This window comes from Nostoc sp. CCY0012, from assembly GCF_963920855.1.
GTDB lineage: Bacteria > Cyanobacteriota > Cyanobacteriia > Cyanobacteriales > Nostocaceae > Cyanocohniella.
On the sequence record NZ_CAWUDM010000013.1, the window covers coordinates 19,161 to 35,874 of the forward strand.

The following is a 16,714-nucleotide window of genomic DNA, read 5'->3' on the forward strand; positions in this document are numbered from 1 at the left end:
AGTCATAAGAAATGGAGAGGACTAAAGTCCTCACTCTTCGAGTTCGTTAGTCGCTCATGGGGGAAACCCCCAAGACCGCGCTAACTCACTACAAAACTTTCATTTTTTCAAGTTATTATTTATTAATTATTCTCAAGTCTTGAATAATTTGACGAATTTTAGTTTCTTGAGATTCGATGCTTTCGGTAAGTTTAAATTGTACTAAGGCTCTAGCTAAGTTGTGTTCTGGATGCTTAACTTTAAAATAGATATTTCCAGCCAAATAATCAGTGAAAAATCTCAGTCCTAATTCAAAAGTAATTAGGCGAATGGCATCGTAAATGTAAAGATAGTCATTTTCTGTAAGAAAGGCTTGGGCTACAGAAAGATAACCTTGTAAAATTCCCTGGCACAAGTCAGTATCAAAATAAACTCCTGTCCAGTGTTCAGTTTCTTCTCCCGCTGGATTACAGCCCGATCGCAAGCAGTCGCCAATGTCATAATGTACTAGTCCTGGCTTTACGGTGTCGAGATCAATCACGCTAACTGCTTTGTGGGTAGCAGTATCAAACATGACATTATTAATTTTGGGGTCGCCGTGCATCAGGCGCAGCGGTAATTTACCTGTGGCTTTCGCATCTTCGAGAATCGATACAAAGTTAAGACGATCGCTCACAAATTTCCAGCCATAATTAATTTCTGGGGATGGTTGTGGCTGAGTTTTTGCTAAAACTTCGTTGTACTGCTGAAGATAAAGCGGTGTAATATGGAACCCCTCTAAAGTATCAGCCAGTTTTTCTGGGGGTAAATCACTGATAAGGTTGTGAAACATCCCCAACGCATAGCCGATTTCTGCGGCCAGTGAACTATCTTGTAGGGTATCAAATGATTGGGAATTTTCAATGAAACTAATTGCGCGCCAGTAATAGCCACAGCTATCTTGCCAGATATCTTGAGTATTTTTAGTTAATAACACGCGGGGAACTTCCCAACGCCGATTTGCGGGGGTGCGTTGCAGGCGATCGCGCACATGTTCTGTTAAAGTACGCATATTCCGCATCACTAGTTCTGGCTGGCGAAACACCTGGGTATTGATGCGTTGCAGAACAAAATGCTTTTCTGTGGCAGAATCTAGAGTTACTAAAAAAGTATCGTTAATATTGCCACTGCCAAATGCTTGAACACCTGTAACTCTATCGGAAAATGTGAATTGTTCGGCGATTGTCACTAGGCTTTCTACACCAAGTGTCTGCATATCTTCTGTAATTTTCATAGATGACCTACACTACTCCTCACTGAAATTGCACAAATGCAATAGGGGATATCGTAGCCTATGTCTAATTAATTCGTAATCCCAGCAAAAAACCCCGGCGAAACTAACCGAGGTTTATAGGAGGAGTCCAAATGACGATGAGATACAGTGATACCGAAATCTACAAATATTAGCTAACGCTTAAGGCTACCAAAACTAAAGTTGTGACGAGTAATGTAGCGAATGCACCCTGCACAGCATATAAACGTTGCTCTTCTTGGTCAGGGTAGCTAGCGTAATACATTTTGGGTTCGTTAGCGTAGTTATTTAAAATGCCTGCTTCGTTAATGGTGGTATACATAGTTTTTTCTGTGTTTGTTACTTTATGTAAACTAATTTAACAATATTGTTACAAAAGATCAATAGGGCTTGACAAAAAAGAATGGATGACTGTGATTAGAACTACTTATGTGGGGATCTTTGTGAGACTCCACCCAAGGCGATCGCCTCAATATTTATCAGTCGTATAATCAGTATTAGTTGCTATAGCTACCTCAAACATCAACCAGGAACACATAGCATAGGGCGGCAATGCAAAAACTACTTTTTAATGACAGAGATAACTTTAAAGCGCAGGCCCTATTCATTGGTAAGAAGATTAACCTACAGACGTTAGAGAATTACGGCTGTTTGGCGACCATGCCAATAATGATTACAGTGGGTGAACACGGCTGTGCAGTGTTGCTGAGTTATGGCGCAGTTGTTTTCTTTAACCTTGAGCCTAAGGAAAAGGAAGCCTTTTTGACCAAACTATCCTCTCAAGTTAGCGAAGCCTTTGCCAAACCGGAGACAGAAGAGGTAGAAATGCACCTCAACTTGATTGAGAGTGAGCGAGTCAGGGAAGGAAAAATTTTGCTGCATGAATTCAGTATTGAACGCTTGCAGATAGTGGCTGATATTCTGGCTAAAAGTGTTGTGCTATCTCATTACGAAACGAGCCTAGCCACTGTATTTGATCAAATCGAACCCTTTGCAGCTAGTCTTCAGCGCGAACACAGAAGTAGACGCGAGAGTCGGGAATTACTACGTCAACTCGGCACTACCTTGTTAGTTCAACATAAAATTGTCGGTCGAGTCGAGATCATCGATAAGCCAGAGGTACTGTGGGAATCGCCCCAACTAGAAAACTTATATCTGCGTTTAGAGGATGAATACGAAATTCGTGAGCGTCACAACGCCTTAGAACGCAAACTAGAGCTAATTTCCCAAACTGCACAAACGGTGCTGGAGTTCATGCAGCATAGCAGTAGTCAGCGAGTCGAGTGGTATGTGGTGATTCTGATTATAGGTGAGATTTTACTGTCACTGTATGACATTATTTTTAAAGGCTAGCACCGCTGCCTTGGAAGTTAAAGACCTTATTTTATAGGCTTTTCATTGATTTCAAATGATCTATTTATTTACACCAAGTTAAAGATAGGGGAAACTATACTGAGTATAACTAAAAACAATAAAATAACCAATGCATACAACCAGAGCGATCGCCCCATTAACGGCCATTATTTTCTCTAGTCTCATATCCTGTGCATCCATCACAGCGCCGGAATTATCCCAGTCTGCACAATCAACTCCATCCCCATCTATTGTTGCTGACAACGACCAGCCCAGTTCAGAAAGCATCCTCAACGAAGTCATTAGCCGCCAGAAAAGTTTACAGGTGTGCGATTTTGAGTTTAACCCAGAGGCAGCACGCCAATTCTCTGAAGTCTACACTAATAATCAAGGTCAGCATCTAGTACAACTTCTCTGTTTCATGGCCGCTTATCAAGGTAGATTCGCCTTCTTGGAAGTAGATACTTCTGGGTCTGACCTCAAAATTCAACCTTTAGAACTCGAAGTTGCAGGATTACCCGAATTTGATTCCCAAACAAATATCCTATCTAATAGTTATAAATTTGTAGGCGCAGGTACTTGCATACAAGCAACTCAACACTATTGGCGTGGTGATGGGTTAAGGCTGATTAGTTCCCAGATGATAGATGGACAACCTAATGGCTGTCAAGAATTAGGAGTGCGATCGCCTTCAGCCAATCAACTAATTACTACGAAGAATATCGGCCCTGCTAAACTAGGCATGACTCTAGGACAACTCAAGCAAGTTTTAGGTGAGGAAGCAAAATTTGAACCCACCAAGCTGGGGGTTGATGCAGGTGAAGGGATAAAAGTTATTCAAGAAGGAACTTTGCAGTACTTGTTGGGTTTCACCCCAGAAGAAAAAACTATAACCGATAATTCTCTAATTAACAGCATTATAGTTGCTAACCCCGACTATAGAACCAGTACCGGGATAGGGCCAGGAACTCCCCTGAAAACAGCAGTTGCAGTCTACGGCCCTGCGACCCTATTTTACAACTGGAATAATGAAGGACGAGAATACATTGAATTTGAAAAAGGACTTGGTTCAGGGATGTCCTTCAGGTCTAATCAGTGGACTCGTACAGATTTTTCTGGTATTTATTCTGACACTAAAGCTGAGTTCAACAGAACTCAAAAATACCACGAACATGCAGGCATTGGTTCCATCACTATCAGGCAGTAATACAATTTGGGATTTCCAATGGGGAATCCCTTTGTTTGTATGCTTTTCTCGCATTTGGATTAAGGTTTGATGAACCCAAGATTTACACAAGATTCACGAAATTAAGTTATTCGCTAGGCGTAAAAGGTGACGATAACGACGTAAACGCCTAAAACGCTGATATTGCTTACCTAAAACACATTTCAGTCGCATTAACAATCTTTTTTTGTGTAGATTCTGTATAATGAATTTCCGTAATAACGCTGAATCTTATTTTTTAAATAGAGCTTTTTTACGCCAAATAAAAGATAATAAAACTAAGTATGAGCAAAATACAGAACTCATATTTTAAGGAGCTTAAATGAATCGACGTATTACCAGTACTGTAAATTCGGTAGTCAGTAAATTAACGCGCAGAAATGCACTACTATGGCTTGGGGGTACCGGGGTAACTACTGCTTTGGTCGCAGGAGTACAGCCGGAAGCAAGTGCTAAACAACCCAAAGATGTGCAATTGATTAACCCACCAACGTTATACAATGCAACTCAAAATGGCTATAGTCATATAGCTATTGCCCCGCAAAAGGGTACAACTGTCTATATTTCTGGTCAATTTGGTTCGGATTTGCAGGGTAATCTTGTCTCCCCTAATTATGAAGAACAGGTAATCCAGTCCTTTCAAAATCTCCGCTTTGCCTTAGAAGCTGTGGGAGCGCTACCATCCGATGTGGCCAAAACTACGGTGATGATAGTGGATCAGACAGAAGAGAAATTGATCCCTTTCGGTATGGAAGTTGGGAAACTTTGGGGCAATAAACCACCTGCTAATACTCTCATTCCCGTACCTAGACTGGCACTTGATGGGATGTTGTTTGAAATTGATGCTTATGTGGTGATTCCAGACAACCGTAAACGATCACCTTGGTCTTAATGAAGATTGTTTTGTGATCAAAAGATCCCCGATTTTTCAAAAAAGTCGGGGATCTGAATCGCTGAAACTGTAAGCAAAGTTAATTAGGCAAATGCAGCAGTTTGCACATCATTATTTGCCAAAATTTCTTGCAATTCGTCAGAATCAACTGTTTCCTTCTCAACCAGCATTTTCGCAATTTGATCGAGAATGTGACGATTGTTAACTAATACTTCCTTGGCGCGTGTATAAGCTACATCCACCAACTTACGGACTTCTTCATCAATGGCCGCAGCAGTTTCTTCGGAGAAATCACGCTCTGACATGATATCTCGACCCAAGAACATATTACCTTGCTGACGACCAAGGGCAACGGGCCCCAAGCGATCGCTCATGCCAAAACGAGTAATCATCTGACGGGCGACACGGGCTACTTGTTGTAAGTCGTTGGAAGCACCTGTAGTCACTTCTTCTTCACCAAAGATTAATTCTTCAGCTAAACGACCACCTAAAGCCACAGCCATTTGATTTTCTAAATAAGAACGGCTGTACAAACCAGTATCCATGCGGTCTTCACTGGGGGTAAACCAAGTCAAACCACCGGCACGTCCGCGAGGAATAATACTGATTTTTTGTACTGGGTCATAATCGGGCATCAAAGCACCAACTAAGGCGTGACCAGCTTCGTGATATGCTACTAGGGTTTTGCGCTTTTCGCTCATTACCCGGTCTTTCTTCTCTGGGCCAGCTAACACGCGATCGATGGCATCATTGATTTCATCCATCGAAATTTCTGTTAAGTTGCGTCGTGCTGCCAAAATTGCAGCTTCATTCAGCAAGTTAGATAAATCTGCACCGGTAAACCCAGGAGTCCGACGGGCAATTTTATCCAAGTCCACATCTTTGGCTAAGGTCTTACCACGGGCGTGTACTTTGAGAATTTCGCTACGTCCAGCATAATCGGGACGATCTACTACTACTTGACGGTCAAAACGACCAGGACGCAACAGTGCGGCATCTAAGACATCAGGACGGTTGGTAGCGGCAATAATAATAATACCTGTGTTACCTTCAAAACCATCCATTTCGGTAAGTAACTGGTTAAGAGTTTGTTCTCTTTCATCGTTACCACCGCCTAAACCTGCACCCCGTTGACGACCTACTGCGTCAATTTCATCGATGAAGACGATACAAGGAGCATTGGTTTTAGCTTGTTCAAACAAATCACGGACGCGGGATGCACCCACACCAACGAACATTTCTACAAACTCAGAACCAGAGATTGAGAAGAAGGGTACACCTGCTTCCCCAGCTACAGCCCGGGCTAGGAGGGTTTTACCTGTACCTGGAGGGCCTACTAACAATACACCTTTAGGAATTTTCGCGCCAACTGCGGTAAAGCGATCGGCATTTTTCAGGAAGTCTACTACTTCGTTTAATTCGAGTTTGGCTTGGTCAATACCAGCGACATCACCAAAGGTCACCTGAGTTTGCGGTTCCATTTGGACTCTGGCTTTGGATTTGCCAAAGTTCATCGCTTGACTACCAGGGCCACTTTGGGCGCGCCGGAGTAAGAAGAATAAGCCAACTAGAAGTAATACAGGGAAGAATAGACTGCTCAGGGCCCTAAACCAAAATCCTTCGTCGGTTTGGGGCAAGACAGAAATATCAACGCCTCTGGCGGTTAAAGTATTAATTAAATCAGGGTCGTTGACTAAAGTCACTACCTTTTTATCACCATCTCCAGAGGTGACAAGTGCTGTAGAACGGTCTGCACTCAGGCTAACTCGGTCTACTCTGCCTTGTTCAACTTCTTGAATAAATTGGCTATATCGCCATGTTTCTCTTGTTTGAGGTTGTTTGTCAAAGAACGCTGTTCCTAACGCAATGACAACTATAAAAAGCAGTGCATACAGCCCCGCATTTCTCCATCTTTTATTCACTGAGGTCTATCCTCCTGTATTTTTGTGCGTTCTTGTAGCTTCTCTGAATATGAGAGGGCATTATTAAGAATTATGTTAACTTATCTTAAGGTATAACATAATGGTGCGGCTGTCATGCTAAAAAAAGCTCCTTTATTTGCTGAAAATGAGGATGGTAGGGATTATATTGTAACGACCCTGAGAGCTGATGAACGGTATGAATGGGGATAAATTCCACCACACTATTAGTGTAGGCGATCGCTTCAAATCTCCTGACCAATTCAGCATTCCAAGGTTCCTCGCGCACGTCTGATAGCCATTGCATCAGTTGTTTTCGGATAACTCCCGGCAAAATTCCCTCTGTTAGTGGGGGTGTCCACCAACTATTATCTTGCCATCCCCAAAGATTGCCGGTGGTGGTTTCCAACCAATTACCATCGGAATTTACTAAAATTGCTTCTTGAGTGTGGGCATGATTCTTGGCCAGCCAAGCACTCAGATAATTGCCAGTTTTATGAGAAGGAAGACTGCGACTAAATTCCGCTATAGCCAAACTTGTGGTAATGCCGTGTTGTTGTTTTTCGGGCAAATCTGGCGGTAAAAACCTGCCAGTTATCCATTCCCGCCCATCAGGAAACAGAGTAATTCTCAGCACAGGAAAGTTGGCTGAGAGGATTTCTGCACCTTGACGTACCAGATGCCAGTTTGGTTGTGTCCAGTCAAAAGATTGTAAAGAGAACAGCAGGCGATCGCAGTGAGCCACCCAGTTAGTTAAACTACTATCTAAAGATTTTTCATAAACCCGCAGTGTCGTGAAAATCGTCGCCCCGTAGAGTAACCCTGGATCGGTAATATCTAATTCTATGGTTGGGGATGTGATGATTTTGCCGTTGTACCAGTAAATAGGATTTACCTCGCTAGAAAGTCGGAAGATGAGGGAATGAGGATGAAAACTTCCCAGTACCTAGTCCCCTTTGGGTACTCTACGAGAGAGCTTTACTGTACTCCTCACTCCCTACGAATTAACAACTATCTTGCAGTGACGCCAAAAAATTATCGACGTACTACCACTAAAGTCCCATTAGAGGCCCAGTTAAAAAGTTGCCGCGCTTGCGGGACTGTCAAATTTACGCAACCACGACTAACTGGAGTCCCAAAACGGTTATGCCAATAAGCACCATGAATCGCATAGCCGCGATGAAAATACATGGCATAAGGCACATCAGGAATATCATAACCCCTGCCGCGCATCCGGTTAACGCGATGTTTAGAGCCAATGCGAAAACTACCAGTAGGTGTGGGAGTGGAACGCTTGCCTGTAGAAACACGGAAAGAATAAACTAATTTTTGACCTTCCCACGCACGTAAACGTTGTTCAGATAAGCTAATTTCAATGCGGCGGGGTTGAGAATTTTGCCGACGTTGAGAAATGAGGATGCTGTTGTTATTAACTGAAGCGGCGTTGGCTATAGCAGAGTTGGGGTCAGCAGTGGTTGATGGCGACCAGGAAATAAAAGTTGCGATCGTCAACACTACGCCTGTACAGAAAGTTCCTGAGCAACGTATCCAACTTTGCATGTTGCGTTACCTTATATATTTGATTTGCTGTTGTCGGCAGATGGCAAGCAGTCTGAAGATGAGCTACTTCCACCGTTATTAATCGTGCTGTGCAAAAATCACATCGGTTCAGTTATTCACATAAGATGAATGTCTTATGCCTATTCCCCGTAACTGAACTGTATTGAGCTATCTATTCAATGCCTAAAAGGCTATTTTTATCCGAACTGTATTGAGGAGTCAAAGTAATTTGTAATTGTTAATTCATGATTAACAACCCACGCATAAATCAGATGACTGGCCATCAGGGGATGGAATCCCTAGAGTTATGCGCTGATGCAGTTTCAATTACAAATTACTCAGTCAGGATTTACGCTAGATGTCTTGAGGGTATACATGATGAATTCCCTCTTCATATTTTTTATTTCTAGTTCTGTGATGGTGAATCCGGAGATTTACCACGAAAATCTGCCAATTGTCTTGATTTCTGGTTATTTGCTGACAGAAGAGGCAGGGGAGTAGGGAGTAGGGAGTGGGGAGTAGGGCAGGGCTGCGCCCATGTGATGGAGAGCGAAAAACCTTGGTTCATTCCCAAAGTACAAAATGCCGTGAAAAAGTTAGCTGAAAATTAATAGTCTCAAACCCATGCTATGCCATATCAAATTGCTGCGCCAGTTAGCTTTTTAGGCTAACTGGTACAAGTTGTCCTTCTGTATGTCACTTATAGCCTGTAGACTTATAGCCTACATTATTGCTAATTTTTTGTGCCATGTGTGATGGGGACAGACTAGATATAAAGCAACGCTTTGGGTTAGCAATTAAACAGCGACGGCAAGAGTTGGGGATTTCCCAAGAGGAGCTTGCTTACCGTGCTTCACTCCACCGCACCTACGTTTCTGACATAGAGAGAGGAACACGTAACGTCTCAATAGAGAATATTGCAAAGCTAGCTAAAGCCCTGAATATTTCTATCTCTGCCCTCTTCGCTAATTACAACATAGAGATAGAACAATAATTTCCACATGACAGACCAACCTAAATACGGCAGCAAAGGGCAAGAGTGGCATCCTAATTTTATTAAGTACATAGAATTTATTGCTAATCATAAAATTTATGAGGGGATGCCAGATACCTTTGTAGATGGTGGCAAGATTCAATGGGAAGCTCCTTCAAATAGAATATCTGGAAGATATAAAGATACTCATCATAAACGACGAGAATGGTGGCGAAAAAAAGCTATTTCAATTGGAATTGACATCAATTCATCGCAATGGATTAGCAGAACTGCAAGGTTAATACACCCGACAAAACAAAAGCCTTGTAAGCGATGTGGTCGAGTCATGGAGTTACGATACGCTTATCCATCTAACTCTTTAATAAAACGAATCCAAAAGCTAAGTTATGTTGATGATACATTCCCTCTAATTTTATTTGAAGATATTATAAGTTTAATCACAAGATTAGTAGAAAAATTTGGAGAAATTGTATTTTCTGATCTTCCTACCATTTTGAAAACCACCGCAATATCACCACCAGCACTTGAACCTAAATTAGAAAATTGGCTGCAATGGCTTGAAAAAGTTTATATTCCAAGTGAACCTAGCGTACTTAGTCCTGGAGCTATGTCAAATGCACCAGATCGTTTTGATGGCTTTCATTCCTTTAATCAATGTTGTCGCAGCGTAGCAGATAAAGGACGCCATAAGTCAAATCTTCAGTCTTATACGACAGATCGCCGTGTATTTGAATATTGGGCAGAGGGTAATTGGATTGCTGCGGATAGGCTAATGGGTCAGGTTAGAGCCATTTTTTCTAATGAATCCTGCTTAAATGGGCATCCTGGGCCTTGTTCAGCAGATCATATTGGGCCAATATCATTAGGTTTTACTCACAGACCTGAATTTCAACTTTTATGTAAATCTTGTAATAGTGCAAAGAATAACCGCATGACTTTACGTGATGTTGTTCATTTACGAATGGTAGAAGCTGCGGGAGAGAAAATTATATCATGGCACAGTCAAGATTTATGGAATGCCAAGAAACTTGATGTTGTAGATGATGAGACGGCTCTTAGATTAAGTAAATTGCTTAGGGATAATCGACATACCCTAATGAGTATTTTACAAAATATTAAAGATGCTGGATACTTTACATTTTTAGCGAGTTTTCTTGAACTTCAATATGCCGAGTATGACGTTGACTTCGTTAATTTACGAGTAGAAAATCATGTTACTGTTTTTGACAAAATAAATCAAAATTATCGTACAACAAAATATACAGAAGAACAAAAAGCACGTCGCGCTAGAATTGCTTTTCAGTCATTACGGGATTACTTTACTAAAGATAATCGTAACGCTTTTGTTATATCTACACAAGAGATAAAGAATAAAGTTGAAACAGTTTTATCAGCATTACAAAATTCTTCCAACACAATTCAACAGCTTGACCAACAGATTGCTGCTATCTTAGCTAAGGAGAGTGAAACAACTATTGATGAAGAATTTCGCTATATCGTCAGTAATCTTCCCTCATGTGAGTCGCCAGAGTTTATAGCAGTCAAACAGGAGTTGAGGAATGCAATGGCACTTGTAGCACAGGAATTAAACAATTTGTGGGACTCAGAACGATATGTCCGTTCAGAACCTGGCGAGGCTTTAGTAGAAGCTGTAGTAAAAGTTCAAACTGAGAAGAAAATAGCTAACCACTATACACCACGTCTTAGTCAACTTGACCTGATGATGGTAAGGGCAGTTCCACCGGGTGGCAACTGGAAAAATATTCCAGAGTCAATACCTTCAAAACGCTTGGAACAAATCAGAATTAGTTTCGCAGCAGGTATGGGAAGTAGGTCTACTTATTACGGTAGACTAAAACCGGATGTACCATCTTACACAATTAGCACTTACTTCAACCGACCTGGGAACGGTTGTCACATTCATTATGATTATGAGGGTGGACAACATCGCGTAATATCCCAAAGAGAGGCTGCTCGTCTCCAAAGTTTTCCAGACAACTTTGTTTTCTACGGTAGTCGTACTGCCGTCAATGAACAAATCGGCAATGCAGTTCCTCCGATGTTAGCCTACCAGATTGCGCTACATTTGGGTCAACCTGGTCTATTTGTCGATCTCTTCGCTGGGGCTGGAGGTTTAGCACTGGGATTCACTTATGCTGGTTGGCAATCTGTGATTGCAAATGACGTGATGGCATCTGCTCTAGAAACCTATACCAACAATATCGACGGCTCTGTTGTTCTCGGAGACATCCGCAACGAAAAGGTTTTTTCTCAGATTGTATCAGCGGCTCAAGCGGCGAGAAAAGCTAACCCTAATCTTAAGTTGTTTGTGCTGGGAGGCCCCCCCTGCCAAGGTTTTTCTACAGCTGGGAAAGCTCGAACAATGAGTGATGAGCGTAATTCCCTCTTTCAGAATTATCGTCAAATTGTCGAGGCTATTAGACCTGATGGGTTTGTATTTGAGAATGTTATGGGGTTGTTGAACATAGAAAAAGGTCGTGTTTTCAACCTTGTACACACAGCGTTAAGTTCCATAGCTGACAAACTCTCAATTTGGAAACTGAATGCCGAGAATTATGGAGTACCACAGCGACGCAAGCGGCTTATTTTAGTTGGGAGGATGGGAGAGTCACGAGATATACCCCCTCCTCCACATATTTGTACTTCTACTGGAGAAACTTTGTTAGTTCTTCCAGCACCAATTACAGTATCAGAGGCACTCAGTGACTTGCCTCCACTACAACCAGGGCAAGACGGTGAAAACCTAGACTATGCTACTCCTCCCTTAACGGATTACCAGCGCTTGATGCGAGGTATCATCTCACCTAGTGAATATCTTGAGAAACTTCGGCAGAAGTAGCTAACTACTCTTCATGTTGCAAGTGGCGATAAAGCATTTAATTCTGCATCTGTTAGCTTATCAAATGCTGACAAGAGTAGTTTGAATTCGTCTGGGGTGAGATTGTATGCTTTAGCAACTTGAATCTCAATTTCAATTTGTGATGCTTCACAGCCAGCTAAACACCGATCAACCAAATGGGCAAGCCGAGTAACAAGCTGGCAATTGTTTAATGAGGGAATTCGGACTTTTCGGACAGAACCCAAAGAAACATGAGATGTGGCAAGGTAAGCTCTAAGCTGGAACTCAAAGACTAGGGAGTTCATTATTGCCAAAAGTGCTTTTAGTCGCTCCAAGTTGCAATCTCGAAAATAAGCAACTTGTAATGAGTTTCCAGTTACCCAACTGGAAGGTATTAAGGTTGCGTGAAGGCGACGCTTTTGGGAAGGGCGAGATACATCACGCCATGCTATACGGTAATAGGCTGTAGATGGAGGAATCCTTGGTCCATCACGTTTAACAAACTGATGGGGTTCCTCTACAACTTTAAACCTTTGAATCATCCTTCCTTTAAGGAAGAGATAGTCACCTTCTTGTCCCAGAAACTGTTTGTGTCCAGTTTCGTCTAACTCACGACCAGCCCAAAGCGCTTCACTCTCAGAGCCTTCAAGCTCACCAAAGGTTGGAAAACCACGCAATTTGTTAAAAAGTTGGATCTGGCTTTCTCCAAAATGGATAGGCAGCGTCAAGTCATTGGCTTCCATTTCTTCCCAGCTTTGAGAAAGTACGGTGTGTGTTTGAACTTGACGTTCTCGATTATAAACAGACAGCCGTGACGAAAAATGCTCGCTTTGTCCCGGTGAGACAACCAGTGTGATGCTAGCTTGATCTACTTTTTCAAATAATCTTGCTTCAGCGGGATAATAAGCCAACTCGTGAACAATATGTTCCCGTAAAACCCAGCGCCGCAGTTTCTCGGTCATTTGGTCAGCTAGTAATGAAACTGGTGAAACTAACCCACATACACCCTGTGGTGCTGTTAAACGTAATGCCACCTCAGTCCCGCAACGCGCTAGATTAGTTCCCCAACCAGAATGTTTTCGTTTAGGCTGCGACAATGGGTAAAGTTTCGCCATTTGCTGATCCTTCCTCTTGAGCCATGCTTTATATACTTCTGCTTCTTTCTTTGTCAGCCTTTGAAGTTCTCGGCTATCTGGTTTGATTACTTCCCACGGGGGGTTGGTAATCACAATGTTAAACTGCCCTTCATGATTGAAGGTACGTTCAAATGTATCACCGACTCTAACACGAACATTAAGTGGCAAGTTCAGTTTTAGACCCACCTGAGTAACAGACGCTTCAGCATAATAAATAACTACTTCATCACAATCCCACATTTCAACATCAAGTGTATTGTTCAGCGAAACACCGGATGCAACCATCTCTTCAAGTAGCCAGCACACTAAACGTCCATCGCCACAAAAGGGATCAATGATGCGGAGTACAGGAAAATTCTTACTCTGAACAACCCGAATAATTGCACGAACTAACTGTTTACCTACAAGTTCAGGTGTGTAAAAACGTCCCATTACTCTAGTAATGAGATCCTTCTCGCCTAACTTTCCATACTCTTGTTTACTATGATTCAAAATGTCAACTATTTGGCTCATTTCTTTTTTCCCGATAGCCCCCCTTGCTTTCATCGGGGGAGATTTTTATGTTGCCAGGGAATATCTCAACAAATAGACTACAAAAAATGTTGAGTTAAGTCAACATTTTTTGTATAAAACCTTTGTAGTATATTTGTTGAATGGATAGATCCACAAATTGGTTCTCGCATTTGAGGCAAAGATACAACCTAACCCAAAGACAGGTAGCAGAAGCACTAGGGGTTACTGATCAGACAGTAAGTAATTGGGAACGGCGTCATGTTGACCCAAAGTTAACTTATGCTCAATGGGAATCTTTATGTCAACTTCTTCGTTGTAGTTTTGAGGAGTTGACTATGGCTATTAGAGATATTGAAAACGCTAGTAAGGTAAGGGAGTAGGGGGGAAAGATTCTAAGTTCCCCTGCCAATAGGGTTTTGAGCAACTAAATTTATGTATGGGGTTCTCCCCTCTGCCCCCAAATCCCTACTTATGAATGACAACTTGCGTCCCTAGGGATGCCCAATCGAATAGCCACTTAGCATGGTTAGGGGCAACATTGACGCAGCCTTGGCTGACTGGGGTACCAAATTTTTTATGCCAGTAGGCTCCATGAATACCATAATTGCCCTGGTAAAACATCGCATGGGGGACGTTGGGAACATCATAGTTTCTGCCCCGCATTCTGGTAGATTTGTGCTTAGATTGAATCTTAAACGTACCAACACGGGTTGGGGTAGATTTTTTACCGGAAGAAATAATCACCGCATATACAGGTTTTCCTCCTTCCCAAGCTATTAAGCGTTGAGTTGAGAGATTAACTTGAATCCAGCGTTGATCAGATTTTTCTAGTGTCTGGATGGTTTGTTTAATTGTTTGGTTTTGAGGAGTTGCCCAAGTTTCATTGGCAGTAGCACCAATCACACTCAAGGATAATGCTGTACCAACGAAACTTATTTTTAAGTGACGCACCCAGTCAGAAGTAATTAGGCTGTTCATAGATACACTCAAATGATGAAATTTCAGAAAATCTTCTGCTTTGTATGTATACTTTTTAGCCTAAATTTTTCCTAAGTGCGGATTTTGTATCATTTTATTTGCAAGTTATTTAACTCTTGGATGAGTTGATTGGCTTGCCACGCGATCGCCTGCCAATTTCCTTGTGTTACCAGCCCTTGGGGAAATAATTGACCACTCAAACCCACTGCGATCGCCCCGGCTTGAATAAATTGGTGGGCATTTTCTAAGGTGACACCCCCAGTAGGAATCAAGGGAATATCACCTAGTGGCCCTTGTAAACTTTTAATATAGTTAGCTCCTCCTACCGCTTGCACAGGAAACACCTTCACACAGCTAGCACCATGATGCCAAGCTGTGACAATTTCTGTGGGAGTCAACGCGCCAGGGATAATGGGTACATCTTGAGCAACTGCGGCTTGAATCATGGCAATATCCACATGGGGAGTAAAGAGGAACTGGGCCCCACAAGCGATGGCATCTTGTAACTGCTGCACATTAAACAGCGTACCCGTACCAATGAGACAACCTGGTAACTCTGCACGTAATTGAGAAATTAATTCCCCAGCACCATCGCTATTCCAGGTAATTTCAATCAGCTGCATTCCCCCAGCAGCCACAGACATAGCCATTTGTTGAGCCAACTTCATCTTTGAGGCGCGAATCACTGCGATCGCTCGGTGTTTTTGCAACTGTGATAACCAAACTTGATTAGGCATTTTACTCGGACTTAAAACCAAAAGCAGATTTATCCCACACAGATTGACACTCCCCCGCTAATTGCTAACGCAATGTAGCGGAAGATTCTTGCTTCTCAGAAACACGCTTTTTGGCACAAGTACCAACGAGTCTTACTGCTTCTCCACAAGCTTGGATTTCTGCGTGTCCCGCAGTATTTGTTGACAGTATTCTTATCCCCTCTGACCTCAAGTTCCGTGAAGCATTTTCATCTCTGTCATGGGGTATTTGACAACTCGGACAAATCCACTCACGGATGCTTAAATTCAGAAAATCATTTTTATGACCGCAACACGAACAAAGCTTTGAACTGGGAAAGAATCTGTCAACTTGAACAAATTTTCCTCCACCTCTTTCCAGTTTGTAGCTGATGAAATTAAGCAGCATACCAAAACCAGCATCATGTATTGACTTGGCTAACCTGGTACGAGCTAATCCCTTAACGCAAAGGTTTTCAGCTACTATGACTTGGTTGTCATCACATAACTTTCGTGAGAGTTTATGGAGAAAATCTTGTCTTGTATTAGATATTTTTTCGTGAACCCTAGCAACTACTTTAACTGCTTTACGCCTATTGTTAGATCCTTTAACTTTGCGAGATAAATTTTTTTGTCTAATTCGCAGTCGTTTGGCATATTTTCTCGTGGGTTTGATTGGGTCAACCTTATAACAGGTTTCACCATCAAACACAGTTATCAAACTGGTCAACCCAAGGTCAATTCCTGATATCTTACCTTGTTTATTGGTTGTTAAATCTTTTGTCTCAAATAAGATTGCAGCAAAATATTTATCTGTGCTTGTCTTAGAAAGAGTTACAGATTTAATCTTGCTATTAATATTTTTTGAAAGACTAGCTTTAACAATGCCAAGCTTAGGTAGTTTTAATCCACCATCTTTAATTGAACAACTTTCAGGGAATCGGATTGACTGTTTAGAGTGCTTATTTTTGAATTTTGGGAATCCAGTACGTTTAGAGAAAAAGTTTGTAAACGCAGATTCCAAATTCTTGAGTGACTGTTGTAGAACAGCAGCAGTTGGTTCTTGTAGCCATTCATAATTAGTTAGTTTCTTCAATTGGGTAAGGTCTTTAGCCATCTGGCAGTAAGTCATTCCTTTACCCGTTTCTTCGTATTGAGTATTAGTTTTATTGAGGTAGAAATTCCAAACAAAGCGAGAACATCCAAAGCTTTTGCCTAAGGATATTTCTTGCTCTTTGTTGGGATAAATTCTGACCTTTAGGACATCCAACATCAATACG

General features: G+C 41.9%; 16 protein-coding genes. 7 read left to right on the forward strand and 9 right to left on the reverse strand.

The features are described 5' to 3' along the window. Positions 1-115: 115 nt before the first annotated feature. Both ACM0OS_RS05270 and psb34 read right to left on the reverse strand, forming a co-directional pair. A complete protein-coding gene (locus ACM0OS_RS05270; RefSeq protein ID WP_414542111.1) occupies positions 116-1,252 on the reverse strand; it encodes a phosphotransferase enzyme family protein in 1,137 nt (378 codons plus the stop codon). A gap of 169 nt (positions 1,253-1,421) precedes the next feature. After that, positions 1,422-1,592: a photosystem II assembly protein Psb34 gene (gene psb34 / locus ACM0OS_RS05275; protein ID WP_414542112.1), complete on the reverse strand. Its 171-nt coding sequence runs from the start codon at positions 1,590-1,592 to the stop codon at positions 1,422-1,424. A gap of 230 nt (positions 1,593-1,822) precedes the next feature. Between psb34 and ACM0OS_RS05280 the strand changes: the two genes are divergently transcribed. The 3 genes from ACM0OS_RS05280 (at position 1,823) to ACM0OS_RS05290 (ending at position 4,740) form a co-directional block, all read left to right on the forward strand. Further along, entirely contained in the window at positions 1,823-2,623 is an 801-nt protein-coding gene (locus ACM0OS_RS05280) for an RMD1 family protein (protein ID WP_414542113.1), read from the forward strand. A 130-nt stretch (positions 2,624-2,753) separates the two neighbouring features. Beyond that, a complete protein-coding gene (locus ACM0OS_RS05285) occupies positions 2,754-3,830 on the forward strand; it encodes a hypothetical protein (RefSeq protein WP_414542114.1) in 1,077 nt (358 codons plus the stop codon). A 340-nt stretch (positions 3,831-4,170) separates the two neighbouring features. Next, the gene (locus ACM0OS_RS05290) at positions 4,171-4,740 is read left to right on the forward strand and encodes a RidA family protein (RefSeq protein ID WP_414542115.1); all 570 of its coding nucleotides are present in this window, start codon (positions 4,171-4,173) and stop codon (positions 4,738-4,740) included. An 83-nt stretch (positions 4,741-4,823) separates the two neighbouring features. On the opposite strand, the gene ftsH3 is transcribed toward ACM0OS_RS05290, so the two are convergent. The 3 genes from ftsH3 to ACM0OS_RS05305 all read right to left on the reverse strand — a co-directional run bounded on the left by ftsH3 (position 4,824) and on the right by ACM0OS_RS05305 (position 8,219). Then, positions 4,824-6,662 carry an ATP-dependent zinc metalloprotease FtsH3 gene (ftsH3, locus tag ACM0OS_RS05295; RefSeq protein ID WP_414542116.1) on the reverse strand — a complete coding sequence of 613 codons (1,839 nt, stop codon included), beginning with the start codon at positions 6,660-6,662 and terminating at the stop codon, positions 4,824-4,826. 112 nt (positions 6,663-6,774) lie between these two features. Then, a complete protein-coding gene (locus ACM0OS_RS05300) occupies positions 6,775-7,545 on the reverse strand; it encodes an aminotransferase class IV (protein ID WP_414542171.1) in 771 nt (256 codons plus the stop codon). 149 nt (positions 7,546-7,694) lie between these two features. Beyond that, positions 7,695-8,219: a L,D-transpeptidase gene (locus ACM0OS_RS05305; protein WP_414542117.1), complete on the reverse strand. Its 525-nt coding sequence runs from the start codon at positions 8,217-8,219 to the stop codon at positions 7,695-7,697. Positions 8,220-8,594: 375 nt separating this feature from the next. On the opposite strand from ACM0OS_RS05305, the gene ACM0OS_RS05310 reads away from it, so the two are divergent. From ACM0OS_RS05310 to ACM0OS_RS05320, 3 genes are all read left to right on the forward strand, one after another. Next, positions 8,595-8,720, forward strand: coding sequence for a hypothetical protein (locus tag ACM0OS_RS05310; protein ID WP_414542118.1), 126 nt, complete (start codon positions 8,595-8,597; stop codon positions 8,718-8,720). 247 nt (positions 8,721-8,967) lie between these two features. After that, the gene (locus tag ACM0OS_RS05315; RefSeq protein WP_414542119.1) at positions 8,968-9,213 is read left to right on the forward strand and encodes a helix-turn-helix domain-containing protein; all 246 of its coding nucleotides are present in this window, start codon (positions 8,968-8,970) and stop codon (positions 9,211-9,213) included. A 7-nt stretch (positions 9,214-9,220) separates the two neighbouring features. Continuing rightward, the gene (locus ACM0OS_RS05320) at positions 9,221-12,073 is read left to right on the forward strand and encodes an Alw26I/Eco31I/Esp3I family type II restriction endonuclease (protein WP_414542120.1); all 2,853 of its coding nucleotides are present in this window, start codon (positions 9,221-9,223) and stop codon (positions 12,071-12,073) included. Between the two features lie 11 nt (positions 12,074-12,084). Here the strand turns inward: ACM0OS_RS05320 and ACM0OS_RS05325 are convergent, their stop codons facing one another. Further along, positions 12,085-13,722, reverse strand: a complete 1,638-nt coding sequence (locus tag ACM0OS_RS05325; protein ID WP_414542121.1) for an Alw26I/Eco31I/Esp3I family type II restriction adenine-specific DNA-methyltransferase — start codon at positions 13,720-13,722, stop codon at positions 12,085-12,087. 140 nt (positions 13,723-13,862) lie between these two features. Between ACM0OS_RS05325 and ACM0OS_RS05330 the strand changes: the two genes are divergently transcribed. Further along, positions 13,863-14,102 carry a helix-turn-helix transcriptional regulator gene (locus ACM0OS_RS05330; RefSeq protein ID WP_414542122.1) on the forward strand — a complete coding sequence of 80 codons (240 nt, stop codon included), beginning with the start codon at positions 13,863-13,865 and terminating at the stop codon, positions 14,100-14,102. 85 nt (positions 14,103-14,187) lie between these two features. Here ACM0OS_RS05330 and ACM0OS_RS05335 read toward each other — a convergent pair whose 3' ends face one another. From ACM0OS_RS05335 to ACM0OS_RS05345, 3 genes are all read right to left on the reverse strand, one after another. Continuing rightward, positions 14,188-14,700, reverse strand: coding sequence for a L,D-transpeptidase (locus ACM0OS_RS05335; protein ID WP_414542123.1), 513 nt, complete (start codon positions 14,698-14,700; stop codon positions 14,188-14,190). Positions 14,701-14,789: 89 nt separating this feature from the next. Next, positions 14,790-15,437: a bifunctional 4-hydroxy-2-oxoglutarate aldolase/2-dehydro-3-deoxy-phosphogluconate aldolase gene (locus ACM0OS_RS05340; protein ID WP_414542124.1), complete on the reverse strand. Its 648-nt coding sequence runs from the start codon at positions 15,435-15,437 to the stop codon at positions 14,790-14,792. Positions 15,438-15,501: 64 nt separating this feature from the next. Then, on the reverse strand, positions 15,502-16,707 hold the full coding sequence (locus ACM0OS_RS05345) for an RNA-guided endonuclease InsQ/TnpB family protein (protein WP_414542125.1): 1,206 nt from the start codon (positions 16,705-16,707) through the stop codon (positions 15,502-15,504). Positions 16,708-16,714: the final 7 nt, after the last annotated feature.